The organism is Pseudomonas entomophila, assembly GCF_018417595.1.
Lineage (GTDB): Bacteria > Pseudomonadota > Gammaproteobacteria > Pseudomonadales > Pseudomonadaceae > Aquipseudomonas > Aquipseudomonas entomophila_C.
This window is the reverse complement of sequence record NZ_CP070982.1, coordinates 1,818,831-1,836,060: the sequence shown is the minus strand read 5'-3', so window position 1 is coordinate 1,836,060 and position 17,230 is coordinate 1,818,831. Positions and strand designations below refer to the sequence as shown.

The following is a 17,230-nucleotide window of genomic DNA, read 5'->3' as shown; positions in this document are numbered from 1 at the left end:
TATTTGATGACCCGTAGCCTCTGATGAGGCAGAAACGAAAAAAGCGACCCTAGGGTCGCTTTCTTGTTGCCTCAAGGTGTTCAAGGGACCTCGAGGCGAATATGGCGCAGCGGACGGGACTCGAACCCGCGACCCCCGGCGTGACAGGCCGGTATTCTAACCGACTGAACTACCGCTGCGTAACATTCGGGTTTGCACCCGATTGAAACTGGGATCCAGATTTTCAAGCGCTCATGGCGCGAAAACCAGGAACGAAAAAAGAGCACTTTCTCTTTTCGTCTTGCTTCGAGCTGTTCAAGGGACTCGACGCGAAGATGGCGCAGCGGACGGGACTCGAACCCGCGACCCCCGGCGTGACAGGCCGGTATTCTAACCGACTGAACTACCGCTGCGTATCGTTCAGGCTTTCGCCTGATTGAAACTGGGATCTGGCCTTGCGGCCTCAGACCGGTGTGAACACCCATCTGGAGAAGAATGGCGCGGCGGACGGGACTCGAACCCGCGACCCCCGGCGTGACAGGCCGGTATTCTAACCGACTGAACTACCGCCGCGCATAGCTGGACTTGCGTCCTGTTTCTCTCTGCCAGCGTGCCTTTTGCAAAGCACTCTGTACTAGAAACGTTCTCAGGAAGTGGTGGGTGATGACGGGATCGAACCGCCGACCCTCTGCTTGTAAGGCAGATGCTCTCCCGGCTGAGCTAATCACCCCCGCGATGTTGCTTGTTGCGTTTGCTTCGCTGAGGCCGCGAAATTTACGCAGGTACCGATGCTAAGTCAATACCCCCATTGAATTTTTTTTCAAAAAGGGGAAAAACGCTCTGCTTCACCACTGGCATTTCGGTTGTTCGCACCGGCCCTTTCGCGGGCAAGCCCGCTCCTACAGATAAGCCCGGCTTTTAAAACCAGCGGTGAACCTGTGGGAGTAGGCTTGCCCGCGAAAGGGCCGGTACAGGCAAAAACAAGAAAGGGACCTTTCGGTCCCCTTCTCAGTTCAAGCACAAGCCTCAGGTGTAGATCATCTTGCGCGTCATGCCGCCATCGACCACAAACTCCTGGCCAGTGACGAACCCCGCCTGGCGCGACAGCAACCACGCCACCAATGCCGCGACATCCTCCACCGTCCCTACCCTGCCTGCCGGGTGCTGGGCATGGTCGGCTTCGCTCAACGGCTCCGCCCGTCGCTGCGATGGATCACGAGCATCGATCCAACCCGGGCTGACGGCATTGACGCGAATCTCCGGCCCCAGGCTCATGGCCAGCGCATGGGTCAACGCCATCAGGCCACCCTTGCTTGCCGCATAGGCTTCAGTATCCGGCTCGGATTGACGGGCACGGGTGGAGGTCAGGTTGACGATGGCGCCACCGTGGGCACGCAGGTAAGGCGCACAATGCTTGGCCAGCAGCATCGGGCCATTGAGGTTGACCGCCAGCACACGGTTCCACTGGGCCAACGACAGGCTTTCCAGTGTCTGGTTGTGCGGGTTGGCGATGGCCGCGTTGCTGACCAGCGCGTCCAGCCGACCAAATTGCCCCAACACTTCGGAAACCCCGGCACTGACCTGGGCTTCGTCGGCCACATCCATGCAGATGAACCAGGCGTTGTCGCCCAGCGCCTTGGCGACCTTGGCGCCACGCTGGCGATCCAGGTCGCTGAGCACCACCTGCCAGCCTTCGCAGATCAGCCAGGCGGCGATGCCCAGGCCGATGCCGCGGGCGGCACCGGTCACCAGGGCTACCCGACCATTGTGGTCGGGTTCGCCAGCCTTCCAGTCGATCACAGCGCCGCCAGGCCGCGCGCCAGGTCCGCTTGCAAGTCGGCCAGGTCTTCCAGGCCGACAGCGACACGGATGAGGCTGTCACGGATCCCCGCCGCTTCACGCTCCTGCGGCGTCAGGCGACCGTGGGAGGTGGTTGCGGGGTGGGCGATGGTGGTCTTGCTGTCGCCCAGGTTGGTGGTGATCGAGATGACGCGAGTGGCGTCGATGAAGCGCCAGGCGCCCTCCTTGCCCCCCTTGACCTCGAAGCTGACCACCGCACCGAAGCCACTCATCTGGCGCTTGGCCAGCTCGTGCTGCGGATGGCTCGGCAAGCCGGCGTAGTGAACCTTCTCCACACCGTCCTGGCGCTCCAGCCACTCGGCCAGCGCCTGGGCGCTCTGGCAATGCGCACGCATGCGCAACTTGAGGGTTTCCAGGCCCTTGGTGAAGACCCAGGCGTTGAACGGGCTCAGGGTCGGGCCAGCGGTGCGCAGGAAACCCACCACTTCCTTCATCTGTTCGCTGCGCCCCGCCACCACACCGCCCATGCAACGGCCCTGGCCGTCGATGAATTTGGTCGCCGAGTGGAACACGATGTCGGCACCGAGCTTGAGCGGTTGCTGCAATGCCGGCGTGCTGAAGCAGTTGTCCACCACCAGCATGGCGCCACGGGCATGGGCGATCTCGGCCAACGCCGGGATATCCACCAGCTCGGCCAGCGGGTTGGACGGCGACTCGACGACCAGCAGCTTGGTGTTGGTCCTGATGGCCTGCTCCCAGCCGCCCAGGTCGGCCAGCGGCACATAGTCCACCTGCACACCGAAACGCTTGAAGTACTTCTCGAACAGACTGATGGTCGAGCCGAATACACTTTGCGACACCAGCACATGGTCACCGGCACTGCACAGCGACATCACCACGGCGAGCAACGCCGACATGCCGGTGGAGGTGGCCACGGCCTGCTCGGCACCCTCCATTGCAGCCAGGCGCTCCTCGAAGGCGCGCACGGTCGGGTTGGTATAGCGCGAATAGACGTTGCCCGGTGTTTCGCCAGCAAAGCGCGCAGCGGCATCGGCAGCCGTGCGGAAGACATAGCTGGAGGTCAGGAACAGCGCTTCGCTGTGCTCGGCCTCCGGCGTGCGGTTCTGACCGGCGCGCACCGCCAGGGTGTCGAAACCGACACCCTCGAGGTCACTGTCCAGTCGACCGGCATCCCATTGTTCGGTCATGCCGTCGCTCCCAAATCAGTTGTTGTAGAGGTCGATGATCGCGCTGACGGCCTGGGTCTTCACCTTGGCCAGGTCGTTACGGGCCTGCTCGATGCGATCGAGGTAGGCTTCGTCGATGTCGCCGGTGACGTACTCACCGTTGAACACCGCGCAATCGAAGTGCTCGATCTTGATCTTGCCGCCACCGACCGATTCGATCAGGTCCGGCAGGTCCTGGTAGATCAGCCAGTCGGCGCCGATCAACTCGGCCACCTGTTCGGTGGTACGGTTGTGGGCGATCAGTTCGTGAGCGCTCGGCATGTCGATGCCGTAGACGTTGGGGTAGCGTACCGCAGGTGCCGCGGAGCAGAAGTAGACGTTCTTGGCCCCGGCTTCGCGGGCCATCTGGATGATCTGCTTGCAGGTGGTGCCGCGCACGATCGAGTCGTCCACCAGCATCACGTTCTTGCCGCGGAATTCCAGCTCGATGGCGTTGAGCTTCTGGCGTACCGATTTCTTGCGCGCAGCCTGGCCGGGCATGATGAAGGTACGGCCGATATAGCGGTTCTTGACGAAGCCTTCGCGGAACTTGACGCCCAGGTGGTTGGCCAGTTCCAGCGCCGCGGTGCGGCTGGTGTCTGGGATCGGGATGACCACGTCGATATCGTGGTCCGGGCGCTCGCGCTGGATCTTCTCGGCCAGCTTCTCGCCCATGCGCAGGCGCGCCTTGTACACCGAGACGCCGTCGATGATCGAATCCGGGCGGGCCAGGTACACATGCTCGAAGATGCACGGCTGCAGTTTCGGGTTCTCGGCGCACTGTTTGGTGAACATCTGGCCTTCTTCGGTGATGTACACCGCTTCGCCCGGCGCCAGGTCGCGGATCAGGGTGAAGCCGAGCACGTCCAGGGCCACGCTTTCCGAGGCGATCATGTACTCGACGCCTTCGTCGGTGTGACGCTGGCCGAAGACCACCGGGCGGATGCCGTTGGGGTCGCGGAAGCCGACGATGCCATAGCCGGTGATCATCGCGACCACGGCATAACCACCGACACAGCGGCTGTGCACGTGGGAGACAGCGGCGAACACGTCCTCTTCGGTCGGTTGCAGCTTGCCGCGCACGGCCAACTCGTGGGCGAACACGTTCAGCAGCACTTCGGAGTCGGAGTTGGTGTTGACGTGGCGCAGGTCGGACTCGTAGATCTCCTTGGCCAACTGCTCGACGTTGGTCAGGTTGCCGTTGTGCGCCAGGGTGATGCCGTAGGGCGAGTTGACGTAGAACGGCTGGGCCTCGGCCGAGGTGGAACTGCCGGCGGTCGGGTAGCGCACGTGACCGATGCCGATGCTGCCGACCAGGCGCTGCATGTGGCGCTGCTGGAAGACGTCGCGCACCAGGCCGTTATCCTTGCGCAGGAACAACCGGCCGTCATGGCTGGTCACGATACCGGCAGCGTCCTGGCCGCGGTGCTGGAGGACCGTAAGCGCGTCATACAGCGCCTGATTGACGTTCGACTTACCGACGATACCGACGATGCCACACATGCGACGCAACCCCTACTTTGATGAAACTTGAGTGAAGAGCGCTCAGGGCTTGCTCGGCCCGAGCAGCTGCTCCTTGAACGGAAGGTCAACGGGTGCGCTGACCCCACTGGACATCCACTGGCCGCCGAACCCGAGTATGAGGTTCTTCGACCAGTCGGCTACCAATAGAAATTGTGGTATCAGGCGTGATTCCTGCCACCACGGATCCTGTTGCACCGGCCCCAGGCTGAGCAGCCCGACGGCCACCACCACCAGCAAGCCCCCGCGCGCGGCGCCAAAGGCCATGCCGAGGAAGCGATCGGTGCCGGACAACCCGGTCACGCGAATCAGCTCGCCGATGAGGAAGTTGAGCATCGCCCCGACCAGCAGCGTGGCGACGAAAAGAATGGCACAGCCGGCAATGACCCGCGCGGACGGGGTCTGGATGTAGCTTTCCAGATACTGCGAGAGCGAGCCGCCGAACATCCAGGCCACCGCGCCGGCGACAATCCAGATGAGCAGGGACAAGGCCTCCTTGACGAAGCCGCGCTTGAGACTGATCAGTGAGGAAATGGCGACGATCGCGATGATCGCCCAATCAACCCAGGTAAATGCCACGGTGCTGCCTGCCGACGTTTGAGGCGGCGCATTTTACCAGAGCGAAGGGCTTGGGGTAAGCGGAATGTCAGGAGTTTGAAGGGCTGCAGGCTGACTCAGGGGACAGCTTTGCGGGTTTGAAATCCCGCACTTTCTGTAGGAGCGGCTTTAGCCGCGAAGCAGACAGCGCGGTGCCAGGCACCCGCTGCGCGGGTGATCGCGGCTAAAGACGCCCCTACAGAGGTTGCATCAGATCAATGGGGGCTACAGCGGCTAACCGCGCTCTGGCTGGAAGCGCACCACGATGCCCTTGAGGTTTTGCTGGCGATTGATCACATCACGCAGGCGCTCGGCCTCAGCACGCTCGATCAACGGCCCGACGAATACCCGGTTCATGCCATCCGCCGAACGGATGTAGGCGTTGTAGCCCTGGCTACGAAGGGTCTTCTGCAGGCTTTCGGCCCCAGCCCGATTCGACAGACTGGCCAGCTGGATCGACCAGCTCACCGGCAGGCCGTTGGCATCGATCTTCGATGGCGCTACAGGCTTGGCCACAGGGGCGGCAGGCGCCACTGTCGGCGCTGGCGCCGGGCGGGGCTCGACCTTCGGCGCCGCAGGAGCCGGCACCGGCGCCTGCGGCTTGGGCTGTACTGGCTGCACGGCGGGCGCGGGCGCGATCGGCTGGCTTGGCGCAGTCACCGGCACCGCGGACTCATTGACCACCACCGGCGGTTGCTCGCCTGGGTCCGGCAATGGTTGCGGCTCAGGCACCGCCACAGGCTCGACCTGCACCTGGGGCAGGCTTGGCATGGCCGGCGCCTCCGGCGCCTCGACACGCACCTGGCGCATCTCGTCCTCACGGGTGAACAGCATCGGCAGGAAGATCACCGCCAGCGCCACCAGCACCAGCGCACCGACCATGCGCTGCTTCATCCCTTTATCCAGCACTGCCATCTACTCCATCCTCGAGGGCTTGCCGCTCAAGCCAGGCCAGAGCCTCGCCGACGCAGAAAAACGAACCGAACAGCAGGATCTGATCATCTGCCGTCGCCTGGGCGCACTGCCCCTCCAGGGCAGCATCGACGCTGGCGTAAGACTTCACTGGCGCACCGAGGTTCGTCAAGGCGCCGGCCAGTTCTGCTGCCGGACGGCTGCGCGCAGTGGCCAGCGGAGCCACCGCCCATTCATCGACCAGCCCTCGCAACGACGCAAGCACACCGTCCAGGTCCTTGTCTGCAAGCAAGCCAAATACCGCCAGGCGCCGACCTTTGAGCGGCCGCGTCGCCAGACGACGCGCCAGGTACTCGGCAGCATGCGGGTTATGGCCGACATCCAGCAAAAGCTCTATGCGCTTGCCGTTGAAGTGCAACGCTCGCCTGTCGAGACGCCCGGTGATGCGAGTATCCAGCAACGCCTGGCGCACCCGCGCCTCATCCCAGTGCACATCCATGAGGAGGAAGGCCTGCAAGGCGAGCGCCGCGTTTTCCATGGGCAGGTCGAGCAGCGGCAGGTCGCGCAGCTCGACGACGGAGCCGTCCAGCCGGCTGCCTCGCCACTGCCAGTGGCTGTCGGTGCTGGCCAGGTCGAAATCGCGCCCCCTCAGGAAGAACGGACAAGCCAGCTCACGCACCTTGTCGAGCAAGGGTTGCGGCGGGTCGAGATCACCACACAACGCAGGCTTGCCCTGACGGAAGATGCCGGCCTTTTCGAAGGCGACCGACTCACGGGTATCACCCAGGTAGTCGACATGGTCGACACCGATACTGGTGACCAATGAAACGTCGGCATCCACCAGGTTGACCGCATCCAGCCGACCGCCCAGGCCGACTTCGAGCACCACGGCATCCAGTTCGGACTGTTTGAACAGCCAGAACGCCGCGAGGGTGCCCATCTCGAAATAGGTCAGCGAAACATCGCCACGCGCTGCCTCGACAGCGGTGAAAGCCTCGCACAACTGCTCATCGCCAGCCTCGATGCCATCGATGAGCACGCGCTCGTTGTAGCGCAGCAGGTGCGGAGAGCTGTACACCCCCACCTTGAGCCCCTGGGCGCGCAACAGCGTAGCCACGAAAGCGCAGGTCGAACCCTTGCCATTGGTGCCGGTGACCGTCACCACGCGAGGCGCCAGTTTGCCCAGGCCCAGGCGCGCAAGCACCTGCTGCGAGCGCTCCAGCCCCATGTCGATGGCCGAAGGGTGCAGCTGTTCGAGGTAGGCGAGCCAGTCGCCCAGGGAACGCTGGCTCATCACGCGACCGCAGCGACTTCTTTGGCGGCTTCCGGCGTGGGCTGGCCAGTCATCTGCGCCAACAGGCGAGCCAGGCGCGGACGCAGTTCTTCACGGGAGATGATCAGGTCGATGGCGCCGTGCTCCAGCAGGAACTCGCTGCGCTGGAAGCCTTCCGGCAGCTTCTCGCGCACGGTCTGCTCGATCACGCGCGGGCCAGCGAAGCCGATCAGCGCCTTGGGTTCACCGACGATCACGTCGCCGAGCATCGCCAGGCTGGCGGAAACACCGCCGTAGACCGGGTCGGTCAGCACCGAGATGAACGGAATGCCTTCTTCGCGCAGGCGCGCCAGCACCGCGGAGGTCTTGGCCATCTGCATCAGCGAGATCAGCGCTTCCTGCATGCGCGCACCGCCGGAGGCGGAGAAGCAGATCATCGGGCAACGGTTTTCCAGGGCGTAGTTGGCGGCGCGCACGAAGCGCTCACCGACGATGGCGCCCATCGAGCCACCCATGAAGGAGAACTCGAAGGCGCTGACCACGACCGGCAGGCCCATCAGGTTGCCGCTCATGGAGATCAGCGCGTCTTTCTCGCCGGTCTGCTTCTGCGCGGCGGTCAGGCGGTCCTTGTACTTCTTGCCGTCACGGAATTTCAGGCGGTCGACCGGCTCCAGGTCGGCGCCAAGCTCAGCGCGACCGTCCTTGTCGAGGAAGATGTCGATACGCGCACGTGCGCCGATGCGCATGTGGTGGTTGCACTTGGGGCAGACGTCGAGGGTCTTTTCCAGCTCCGGGCGGTACAGCACGGCTTCGCAGGACGGGCACTTGTGCCACAGGCCTTCGGGCACCGAGCTCTTCTTCACCTCGGAACGCATGATCGAAGGGATCAGTTTGTCTACCAACCAGTTGCTCATGCTTTCTCTCTCCAGTATCGGCGGGCGGCGGGCCTGGAATTACCGGCCCCACCCCTGCCCTTGAGCTCAAATTCTGCTGTCAAACGACGATGGGCCGGCCATGGATTCGCCACGCACCGCCCCATCTCCAATTTTTACGCCGATGCCTGGGCCGGCCTCATGGCCTGGCAGCATCGGGCTGCGAAAGCTATGGACGATGGCGCGCGGCCAGCCGTCACATCCGCCCTCACGCCTGTTTCACCGCGCGCATGAAGGCGTTGATCTTCGCGGCGTCCTTGATGCCCTTCTGCAGCTCGACACCGCCGCTGACATCCACCGCATACGGGCGTACCTGGCGGATGGCCTCGGCGACGTTGTCGGCCGACAGGCCACCGGCAAGGATGATCGGTTTGCTCAGGTGCTGCGGAATCAAAGACCAGTCGAAGGACTCTCCGGTTCCTCCCGGCACGCCCGGTACATAGGCGTCCAGCAGGATGCCGCTGGCACCAGCGTAGTGTTTGCAGGCGGCCTGCAGATCGTCACCAGGGCGCACGCGCAGGGCCTTGATCCAGGGCCGGTGATACCCCTCGCAGTCGGCCGGGGTTTCATCGCCGTGGAACTGTAGCAGGTCCAGCGGAACCACTTCGAGGATCTCGTTGAGCTCGCAACGGCTGGCATTGACGAACAGCCCCACGGTGGTCACGAACGGTGGCAGCTGCGAGATGATTGCCCGGGCCTGGCGCACATCCACCGCGCGCGGGCTCTTCGCATAGAAGACGAAGCCGATGGCATCGGCACCGGCCTCGACGGCCGCCAGGGCGTCCTCTAAGCGGGTAATCCCGCAGATCTTGCTGCGCACGTTGCTCATGGAGGGCGAACCTTGAGTGATCGGTGAAAGGCCCGATGTTAGCAAATGACTTTTGGCCCGTCAGTCTGCCAGGGCCTCGTAGCCGGTAAGAAAGTGTGGGCCGATGTAACGCTGCGGCAACACGTACTCTTGCGGGTACTCCACCTGGACCAGGTACAGGCCGTACGGGTGGGCCGTCACCCCGCCCTCCCGGCGGTTTCGCCCCTCCAGCACCTCGCGCGCCCACTCCACCGGCCGCTCGCCGGCACCGATGGTCATCAGCACGCCGGCGATGTTGCGCACCATGTGATGCAGGAAGGCGGTGGCGCGCACATCCAGCACGATCATCTGGCCGTGGCGAGTGACGCGCAGGTGGTGGATATGCTTGATCGGCGACTTGGCCTGGCACTGGCTGGCGCGGAAGGCGCTGAAGTCATGGGTGCCGAGCAAATACTGCGCAGCTTCGGCCATGCGCGCCACATCCAGTGGCCGGTGGTTCCAGGTTACTTCCTCAGCCAGATGCGCCGGGCGGATCGGATCGTTGTAGATCACATAGCGGTAGCGCCGTGCCGTGGCCTTGAAGCGGGCATGAAAATGCGCCGGCATGGGCGCGGACCAGACCACACTGATGTCGTGGGGCAGGTTGAAGTTGGTGCCCAGGGTCCAGGCGCGCTCGTCGCGCACCGCGCGGGTGTCGAAGTGCACGATCTGCCCGCAACCGTGCACGCCGGCATCGGTGCGCCCCGCGCATACCACCGAGATCGGCTCGTTGGCCACCTTCGACAGCGCTTGCTCCAGGGCCTGCTGAACACTGGGCACGCCGCTGGCCTGGCGCTGCCAGCCGCGGTAGCGCGAGCCCTTGTATTCCACGCCCAGGGCGATGCGGGTGTAGCCTTCGGCCGCCGATTCGGCGGCGGCGGTGTCGATGATATCCAAGAGCGGAAAACCTGATGATGAAACGAAAGGCGGGCAGTATACCGGCAAACCACGCAAGGGCCGAAATGATCGCGGGGCAAGCCCGCTCCCACGCTTACCTCCGAAAGAGAGCAGCGGGAGCGGGCTTGCCCCGCGATGTGTAACGCTGCGTCAGACCAGGCGCGAGAGCATCTCGCTAGCTTCCTGGCGCTGGCTGTCATCGCCATCCTTGACCACCTCGTCGAGGATGTCGCGGGCGCCCTGGTGGTCACCCATGTCGATGTAGGCGCGTGCCAGGTCGAGCTTGGTGGCCACTTCGTCAGCGCCGGAGAAGAAGTCGAAGTCCAGGTCATCCAGCGGCTCAGGCTCCTGGGCCGCGTCCTCGGCAGTGAACTGCGGCTCCAGCGACGGCGACTCGAGGTTCTGCGACAGCTTGTCGAGCTCGGCGTTGACGTCATCCAGCTCCGAAGCGAAGTTCTTCGCCGCCGGCGAATCGTCGTCCAGGGACAGCGACAGGTCGAAGTCGTCCGGCAGCTCCAACTCGGAGATCGGGTCGAATTCTGGAATAGCGTCGAAGGCCGCCAGTTCGGCCGCCACGTCCACCGGCGCTTCCTCGGTGCTGGCCGGGGCGGCAGGCTCACCGACGTCGAGGTCGAACTCGGCGAGGTCGTCGACGCTCTGCGGCTCTGGCTCCGACTGTGCCTGGGCCTGTGCCAGCAACGCTTCGAAGTCATCGTCGGCATCGGTCTCGGCCACCGGTGCCGTTTCAGCTTCGAGCGCGGCTTCCAGCGGTGCGGTGTCGTCCAGCACCGGCAGGTCGAATGGCTCGTCGGCCGGCAGATCGTCGCCCAGGCTCAGGTCGAAGGCGCTATCAAGGTCATCCTGTTCGGGCGCCTGGGACAGTTCGGATTCCAACTCGGGCTCGAGCGACGCAGCCGGCTCAGGCTCCGGAGCAGGCTCAACCTGTGGCTCTGGCTCGACCTCTGCCACGGGCGCTGCCGGCTCCTGGTCCTGCAGCAGTTCCTGAACATATTGCTCGTCCAGTTCTGCGGCCAATGCTGCCGCGCCAGCGGCGCCTGCGGCCACGGCCGCAACCCCCAGCATGCCGGGGTAACGCTCCTTGAGCGAGGCGACCTCGGCCTGGCTGGCGTCGCTGGGCGCCAGCTTGCGCTCCTGGTCGACGAACGCGGTCTGGTCACCCTGGCGGGCATAGACTTCCATCAATTTCAGGCGCAGGTCACTGCGCTGCGGCTCGGACGCCACGGCAGCCTCGAGCAGATCGGCGGCATGGTTGAGGCGGCCACGGGCAATGCTTTCATCGACCTCGGCGAACAACGCAGCACGCGGATCCTGGACCGGCTCGGCGGCGACCACCGGCAGCGGCTTCTCCGCTGCGGTGGCGGCAGCGGCCGAGGCGGCCACGACGGCAGGCGACAGGGTTACGCTGGGCGCCGAAACGTCCAGCCCTTCGAAACTGCTTGGCGGCAGGTCCAGGTCCGGGCCACGCTCGCCTTCCTCGGACAACGCCCGGGCCATGCGCAGGTGCTTCTCGGCTTCCTGCTGGGCCTTGCGCTTGCGCGCCAGGAGCAGCAGCAGCAACAGCAAGACCAGGAACGCGGAACCAGCAACCAGCCCCAGCAACAGCGGGTTGCCCAGCAACTGGTCGAGCATGCCCGGCTCTTCTGCGACAGGGGCTTCGGTGGCTGGCTCTGGCGCCGGCGCGGTGTCGACCGCGGCAGGTGCCGGGGCGACTACTGGCTCGGCCGGGGTCAGCTGGGCGGTTACCGCCGGCTGGGCCGGGGCTGGCTCGCCAGGCAAGGCGGCGGGCGGCTCAGGCTGCGCCGCGCCCTGCGCCTCGAGGCGTGCCAACTGGTCGTTCTTCAGCTGGATCAGACGCTGCAGCTTGTCCAGCTGGCTCTGCAGGTCGACCATCCGGCTCTTGAGCTCATCGTTGTCACGACGACTGGTATCCAGGCTTTCCTGGGCAACGGCCAGTTTGTCGTTGATCGCCTTGGCGTCACCGGCAGCACCCTTGCCGCCTGGGGATACCAGACGCAGGTTGTCGCCCTGGGCAATACGCGCAGGCGCCGCGCCAGCCTCGCCACGACGGGTGGCATCCAGTTGGCGGGCACGCGGCCCCAGGCGCCGCCCTTCGCGCCAGGCAGCGTACTGCTCGGCGACTTCGCGGTTGGCCTCGGGCCGGGGAATGTTCTGGATCTGCTGCTGGTCGGGCAGGCGCAGGACCTGGCCGATCTTGAGCTGGTTGATGTTGTTGCCGATGAAAGCATCGGGGTTCAACGCCTGAATAGCCAGCATGGTCTGCTGGACCGAGCCGCCATGGGTGTTGCGCGCAGCGATCTGCCAGAGGGTGTCGCGGCGCTTGGTGGTGTAGCTGCCCGCACTCACGGCCGGGTTGATGTTGGCCTGGGTCGGCTGGCTACCCTGGGCTTGGGCCTGGTCGAGCAGCACACTGTAGTCGCGCAGCAAGCGCCCCTGCGGCCACATGACCTGGACCAGGAACTTGACCACTGGCTCCGGCAGCGGCTTGCTCGAGGTAACCCGTAGCACACTCTTGCCGTTGGGCGTGAGCACCGGCGTGAAGGTGAGGTCTTCGAGGTACGCCGGCAGCGGCACCCCGGCCTTGGCGAAGTCTTCCGGCGAGGCCAGGCTGGGCGCCATTTCCGCGGCGGTCAGGTCGCGCACATCGAGCAGTTCGATCTCGGCATCCAGCGGCTGGTTCTGCGCCGACTTGAGGGTCAGCTCCCCCAACCCCAGGGCATTTGCCACGCCGGACGACAGCGCCGAGGCTGCCGCGATGGCCAGAACCAGTTTGCGAATTCGAAGCATGAACTCTTCCCTTGTATGAACGGTCCCGAAAACCCAGTCGCGGTGTAGGACAAAATTGCTCGCAGTATCTTTTACGCCATGTGTTTAATCAACAATTGCGCCACCTGCACGGCGTTCAGCGCCGCGCCCTTGCGCACATTGTCGGTGGTCAGCCAGAGGTTGAGCTGCTCATCCTCGTCGACGCCACGGCGTACACGACCAACATAGACCACGTCTTGGCCCACTGCGTCACCCACCGGGGTCGGATAATCGCCTGGCTCGACCAGTTCGAGGCCGTCGGCCGTCTCCAGCGCGGCGTTGACCGCGTCCAGATCGACCGGACGACGGCTCTGTACCGCCACACTGAAGCTATCGCCGAAAAACACCGGGACTTGAATGCAGGTCACGGAAATCTTCAGTTGCGGCATGCCCAGCAGCTGATGCAGCTCCGTGACCAGGCGTCGCTCGACAGTCGTGTGGCCCTGCTCGTCGGGTGCGCCCACCTGGGGCAACACATTGAAGGCCACCTGGCGATCAAAGAAACGTGGCTCCAATGGCCGCGCGTTAAGCAGCTCGGCGGTCTGGCGTGCCAGTTCGCTGACCGCCTCCCGGCCCTGCGCCGACACGGCCAGGCAGGCATTGACCTGTACCCGCTCGATATCGAGCAATGCCTTCAGCGGTGCCAATGCCACGGCCAGGGCCACGGCACCCGAGCTGGGGCTGGTGATCAGCGCAGGCATCGCCAGACCCGCCACCCGCTCGCCATTCGCCTCGGGAACCACGGCCTGAGCGCCATCCAATGCACCCGACAGATCGATGACGGCGCAACCGGCTGCTTGCGCCTTGGGCGCGAAGCTGCGGCTGACGGCCGGGCTGGCGGCGAAGAACACCAGCTTTACCTGGGTGAAATCGAAACTGTCCACTTCGCGCACACGCAGCTTCTTGCCGGCGAACATGACATTGCTGCCGGCTGATTCCATGCTGGCCAGCAGGTGCAGGGTCGCCACCGGGAACGCCAGCTCCTCGAGGATCTGCACGAGGGTTTCACCGACAGTGCCGGTGGCGCCGACGACGGCGATATCAAGGGGGGTGGTCATGGCTTCGGTTCCTTCTGCGGGTACGGCGGGGGCGGCACTTTACTTGGATTGTAGGGCGCTGGGTACCCGGAAGAGGTTTCTGGTGAAGCGCGGTGCTTTCAAGGTGTTCGCCGGGAGAGTAGCAGCGGTATTGAGATCGAGCGCCGCCCGCGCGGCGCATCGCGGATGAATCCGCTCCTACATTCGTTGCAACGTGACCATGACCGATAGGCCATGGTTGTTCGCCCTGTTTGTACGACGCGCAATTCCGGCTGGTGCTTCTGCCACCCCACCTGTCTCAGGCATTGCGCCAAGGCTGGCAACCATAGCCTGGCAGGTGCGGCACGTTGCAACAGATGTGGGAGCGGATTCATCCGCGATGCGCCGCGCGGGCGGCGCTCGATCTCATAGACACTGGACCTCTAACGTCGAACACCTTGAAAAGCCAAACACCCAGGCAAAAAAAAGCCCGCCAGTGTGAGAGCGGGCAAGGACCTACGAAGATTCATCTAGCGACCAACTAGCTTCCACGATAGGTCGAGTAACTGTACGGCGAGATCAGCAGCGGCACGTGGTAGTGCTCCTGGTTCTGGTCGATGCCAAAGCGCAGCACGACGACGTCGAGGAACGCGGTATCCGGCAGCTTCACGCCGCGGGCACGGTAGTAGTCCCCTGCGCTGAACTGCAGCTGGTACACGCCGGTACGATAATCGTCACCCTGCAACAGTGGCGCGTCGACGCGGCCATCGCTGTTGGTCAGGGCAGTGTTCACCAGCTCCAGCTGCTGGCCTTCGACGCGGTACAGCTCGACCTTGATCGAGCTGCCCGGGCAGCCGTGAGCGGCATCCAGTACGTGTGTGGTCAAACGTCCCATTTGCTAATCGCCTCTTGTCGTATGCGTGGGCAAAAAATACACGGCACTTACCGGGCGGCAAGGCCAACGGCGTGCGGGAATGGCGCCATTAAGACAGTTTAGCGATAAATTGTACACAATTTTTTCAGCCATCCCGCCTGACCGCCCACCTAGCTCCGCCCACCCTCCTATATAAAGCCCACCCATCTTGAACTCAGGCCGGGTAACGACGCCCCTGTCATTAACTGACCAATCGGGCAAGTTTCTTGCAAGCCATTCCAAGGCGACAAATGGGAAGAAATGCGGAAAAACAGGCTTACAAAAGAATTGAGAAGTTGTATACAATCAGCCCATCCGGTGGTGCGACATCCCGACGCGGCTCCGCCCACCACCCGCATTAACGTACAAGAAGGAAGACTGCAGTGAGCGCTGACTACCCTCGCGACCTGATCGGTTACGGCAACAACCCACCTCATCCGCAATGGCCGGGGAATGCCCGCATTGCGCTGTCCTTCGTGCTCAACTACGAGGAAGGTGGCGAGCGCAACATCCTGCACGGCGACAAGGAATCCGAAGCCTTCCTCTCCGAAATGGTCGCCGCCCAGCCACTCCAGGGCCAGCGCAACATGAGCATGGAGTCGCTCTACGAGTACGGCAGCCGCGCCGGCGTCTGGCGCCTGCTCAAGCTGTTCAAGGACAGCGGCGTGCCGCTGACCATCTTCGCCGTGGCCATGGCCGCCCAGCGCCACCCCGACGTGATCCGTGCCATGGCACAGGCCGGCCACGAGATCTGCAGCCACGGCTACCGCTGGATCGACTACCAGAACATGGACGAGGCGCAGGAGCGCGAGCACATGCTCGAGGCCATCCGCATCCTCACCGAGATCACCGGCGAACGCCCAGTGGGCTGGTACACCGGCCGCACCGGCCCGAACACCCGGCGCCTGGTGATGGAGGAAGGTGGCTTCCTCTACGACAGCGACACCTACGACGACGACCTGCCCTACTGGGAACCCAACAACCCGACCGGCAAACCGCACCTGGTGATCCCCTACACCCTGGACACCAACGACATGCGCTTCACCCAGGTACAGGGCTTCAACTGCGGCGAGCAGTTCTACCAATACCTCAAAGACGCCTTCGACGTGCTCTACGCCGAAGGTGCCGACGCCCCGAAAATGCTCTCGATCGGCCTGCACTGCCGCCTGGTCGGCCGCCCGGCGCGCCTGGCCGCGCTCAAGCGCTTCGTCGACTACGCCAAGAGCCACGAGCAGGTCTGGTTCGCCCGTCGCGTGGATATCGCCCGCCACTGGCACGCCACCCACCCGTACAAGAAAGAGAACGCCTGATGACCGCCTTCAACACCCTCAAGCCCTCCACCCTGGACCGCACCGCCTTCGTCGAGGCCTTCGCCGACATCTACGAGCACTCGCCGTGGGTCGCCGAAAAAGCCTATGACCTGGGGCAACTGGCCGAGCTGGACGATATCGAGGCGCTGCACCAGCGCATGAGCGACATCCTGCTCAGCGCCAACCAGGCGGATCAGCTGGCACTGATCAACGCGCACCCGGACCTCGCCGGCAAGGCCGCCATCCAGGGCGAGTTGACCGAGTCGAGCACCCACGAGCAAGCCGGTGCCGGCATCCACCAGTGCACCACTGAGGAGTTCGCCCGCTTCACCGAGCTGAACGATACCTACAAGGCCAAGTTCCAGTTCCCGTTCATCATGGCGGTGAAAGGCAGCAACCGGCACCAGATCCTCGCCGCCTTCGAAAAACGCATCCACAACGACAAGGATGCCGAATTCAAGGAAGCCCTGGCGCAGATCAACCTGATCGCCCTGTTCCGCCTGCTGCAGCTTTGAGGGTTGTCGCCCGGCCTGGCCCGAGTGCCTGACACCCAGGGCCTGCCGAGGCAAGACGGCCCACCCTATTTCAAGAACAACGAACATAGAAGAGATAACCGCATGCGCACCCTGATGATCGAGCCCCTGACCAAAGAAGCCTTCGCCCCGTTCGGTGACGTGATCGAAACCGACGGCAGCGACCACTTCATGATCAACAACGGCTCGACCATGCGCTTCCACAAGCTCGCCACGGTCGAGACCGCCGAGCCTGAAGACAAGGCGATCATCAGCATCTTCCGCGCCGACGCGCTGGAGATGCCGCTGACCGTGCGCATGCTGGAACGCCATCCGCTGGGCAGCCAGGCTTTCATCCCGCTGCTCGGCAACCCCTTTCTGATCGTGGTCGCGCCAGTTGGCGATGCACCTGTATCAGGCTTGGTCCGTGCCTTCCGCAGTAATGGCAGGCAGGGCGTCAATTACCATCGCGGCGTCTGGCACCACCCGGTGCTGACGATCGAAAAGCGGGATGATTTCCTGGTGGTTGATCGCAGTGGCTCCGGCAACAACTGCGATGAGCATTACTTCCCCGAGGAACAGATGTTGATCCTCAATCCCCACCAATAAGAAAGGGTCGGTCATCGATGGGGTGACCGGCGAGAGGTAAAT

The 17,230-nt window shown here is 64.0% G+C and carries 15 protein-coding genes and 4 tRNA genes; 3 read left to right on the top strand and 16 right to left on the bottom strand.

The window, feature by feature from the left end:
• Positions 1 to 102: 102 nt before the first annotated feature.
• The 16 genes from JYG34_RS08165 to uraH form a co-directional block, all read right to left on the bottom strand.
• Positions 103 to 179 (bottom strand) — tRNA-Asp (locus JYG34_RS08165).
• A gap of 136 nt (positions 180 to 315) precedes the next feature.
• A tRNA-Asp gene (locus JYG34_RS08160) sits at positions 316 to 392 on the bottom strand.
• A gap of 83 nt (positions 393 to 475) precedes the next feature.
• Positions 476 to 552 (bottom strand) — tRNA-Asp (locus JYG34_RS08155).
• 81 nt (positions 553 to 633) lie between these two features.
• Positions 634 to 709, bottom strand: a tRNA-Val gene (locus JYG34_RS08150).
• A 296-nt stretch (positions 710 to 1,005) separates the two neighbouring features.
• Positions 1,006 to 1,779, bottom strand: a complete 774-nt coding sequence (locus JYG34_RS08145) for an SDR family oxidoreductase (protein ID WP_213660226.1) — start codon at positions 1,777 to 1,779, stop codon at positions 1,006 to 1,008.
• Complete coding sequence (locus JYG34_RS08140; protein ID WP_213660225.1) at positions 1,776 to 2,987, bottom strand: O-succinylhomoserine sulfhydrylase; 1,212 nt, start codon at positions 2,985 to 2,987, stop codon at positions 1,776 to 1,778. Before JYG34_RS08140 ends, JYG34_RS08145 begins: the two co-directional genes overlap by 4 nt.
• 15 nt (positions 2,988 to 3,002) lie before the next feature.
• Entirely contained in the window at positions 3,003 to 4,508 is a 1,506-nt protein-coding gene (gene purF / locus JYG34_RS08135; protein WP_011532955.1) for an amidophosphoribosyltransferase, read from the bottom strand.
• A 42-nt stretch (positions 4,509 to 4,550) separates the two neighbouring features.
• Complete coding sequence (locus tag JYG34_RS08130) at positions 4,551 to 5,105, bottom strand: CvpA family protein (protein WP_011532954.1); 555 nt, start codon at positions 5,103 to 5,105, stop codon at positions 4,551 to 4,553.
• Between the two features lie 252 nt (positions 5,106 to 5,357).
• Complete coding sequence (locus JYG34_RS08125) at positions 5,358 to 6,038, bottom strand: SPOR domain-containing protein (protein ID WP_213660224.1); 681 nt, start codon at positions 6,036 to 6,038, stop codon at positions 5,358 to 5,360.
• On the bottom strand, positions 6,022 to 7,329 hold the full coding sequence (gene folC, locus JYG34_RS08120; RefSeq protein ID WP_213660223.1) for a bifunctional tetrahydrofolate synthase/dihydrofolate synthase: 1,308 nt from the start codon (positions 7,327 to 7,329) through the stop codon (positions 6,022 to 6,024). The genes JYG34_RS08125 and folC overlap by 17 nt, the downstream gene beginning before the upstream one ends.
• A complete protein-coding gene (gene accD / locus JYG34_RS08115; protein ID WP_213660222.1) occupies positions 7,329 to 8,222 on the bottom strand; it encodes an acetyl-CoA carboxylase, carboxyltransferase subunit beta in 894 nt (297 codons plus the stop codon). Before accD ends, folC begins: the two co-directional genes overlap by 1 nt.
• A 226-nt stretch (positions 8,223 to 8,448) precedes the next feature.
• Positions 8,449 to 9,069: a phosphoribosylanthranilate isomerase gene (locus tag JYG34_RS08110; RefSeq protein WP_213660221.1), complete on the bottom strand. Its 621-nt coding sequence runs from the start codon at positions 9,067 to 9,069 to the stop codon at positions 8,449 to 8,451.
• Positions 9,070 to 9,129: 60 nt separating this feature from the next.
• Positions 9,130 to 9,984, bottom strand: a complete 855-nt coding sequence (gene truA / locus JYG34_RS08105) for a tRNA pseudouridine(38-40) synthase TruA (RefSeq protein ID WP_213660220.1) — start codon at positions 9,982 to 9,984, stop codon at positions 9,130 to 9,132.
• Positions 9,985 to 10,134: 150 nt separating this feature from the next.
• Positions 10,135 to 12,810, bottom strand: a complete 2,676-nt coding sequence (locus JYG34_RS08100) for a FimV/HubP family polar landmark protein (RefSeq protein ID WP_213660219.1) — start codon at positions 12,808 to 12,810, stop codon at positions 10,135 to 10,137.
• Between the two features lie 71 nt (positions 12,811 to 12,881).
• Entirely contained in the window at positions 12,882 to 13,886 is a 1,005-nt protein-coding gene (locus tag JYG34_RS08095) for an aspartate-semialdehyde dehydrogenase (protein ID WP_213660218.1), read from the bottom strand.
• A 499-nt stretch (positions 13,887 to 14,385) separates the two neighbouring features.
• The gene (gene uraH / locus JYG34_RS08090; protein WP_011532946.1) at positions 14,386 to 14,739 is read right to left on the bottom strand and encodes a hydroxyisourate hydrolase; all 354 of its coding nucleotides are present in this window, start codon (positions 14,737 to 14,739) and stop codon (positions 14,386 to 14,388) included.
• Positions 14,740 to 15,140: 401 nt separating this feature from the next.
• On the opposite strand from uraH, the gene puuE reads away from it, so the two are divergent.
• From puuE to JYG34_RS08075, 3 genes are all read left to right on the top strand, one after another.
• Positions 15,141 to 16,067, top strand: a complete 927-nt coding sequence (gene puuE / locus JYG34_RS08085) for an allantoinase PuuE (RefSeq protein ID WP_213660217.1) — start codon at positions 15,141 to 15,143, stop codon at positions 16,065 to 16,067.
• Positions 16,067 to 16,582, top strand: coding sequence for a 2-oxo-4-hydroxy-4-carboxy-5-ureidoimidazoline decarboxylase (gene uraD / locus JYG34_RS08080; protein ID WP_213660216.1), 516 nt, complete (start codon positions 16,067 to 16,069; stop codon positions 16,580 to 16,582). Before puuE ends, uraD begins: the two co-directional genes overlap by 1 nt.
• A gap of 102 nt (positions 16,583 to 16,684) precedes the next feature.
• Positions 16,685 to 17,188 (top strand): ureidoglycolate lyase, encoded by a 504-nt coding sequence (locus JYG34_RS08075; protein ID WP_011532943.1) that lies wholly within the window; start codon positions 16,685 to 16,687, stop codon positions 17,186 to 17,188.
• Positions 17,189 to 17,230 lie beyond the last annotated feature (42 nt).

What these genes read in the sequence shown, in the direction of transcription:
- JYG34_RS08140 (WP_213660225.1), bottom strand. Translation starts at nt 2,987, where the DNA reads ATGACCGAACAATGGGATGCCGGTCGACTGGACAGTGACCTCGAGGGT.
- purF (WP_011532955.1), bottom strand. Translation starts at nt 4,508, where the DNA reads ATGTGTGGCATCGTCGGTATCGTCGGTAAGTCGAACGTCAATCAGGCG.
- JYG34_RS08125 (WP_213660224.1), bottom strand. Translation starts at nt 6,038, where the DNA reads ATGGCAGTGCTGGATAAAGGGATGAAGCAGCGCATGGTCGGTGCGCTG.
- folC (WP_213660223.1), bottom strand. Translation starts at nt 7,329, where the DNA reads ATGAGCCAGCGTTCCCTGGGCGACTGGCTCGCCTACCTCGAACAGCTG.
- accD (WP_213660222.1), bottom strand. Translation starts at nt 8,222, where the DNA reads ATGAGCAACTGGTTGGTAGACAAACTGATCCCTTCGATCATGCGTTCC.
- JYG34_RS08110 (WP_213660221.1), bottom strand. Translation starts at nt 9,069, where the DNA reads ATGAGCAACGTGCGCAGCAAGATCTGCGGGATTACCCGCTTAGAGGAC.
- JYG34_RS08100 (WP_213660219.1), bottom strand. Translation starts at nt 12,810, where the DNA reads ATGCTTCGAATTCGCAAACTGGTTCTGGCCATCGCGGCAGCCTCGGCG.
- JYG34_RS08095 (WP_213660218.1), bottom strand. Translation starts at nt 13,886, where the DNA reads ATGACCACCCCCCTTGATATCGCCGTCGTCGGCGCCACCGGCACTGTC.
- uraH (WP_011532946.1), bottom strand. Translation starts at nt 14,739, where the DNA reads ATGGGACGTTTGACCACACACGTACTGGATGCCGCTCACGGCTGCCCG.
- uraD (WP_213660216.1), top strand. Translation starts at nt 16,067, where the DNA reads ATGACCGCCTTCAACACCCTCAAGCCCTCCACCCTGGACCGCACCGCC.
- JYG34_RS08075 (WP_011532943.1), top strand. Translation starts at nt 16,685, where the DNA reads ATGCGCACCCTGATGATCGAGCCCCTGACCAAAGAAGCCTTCGCCCCG.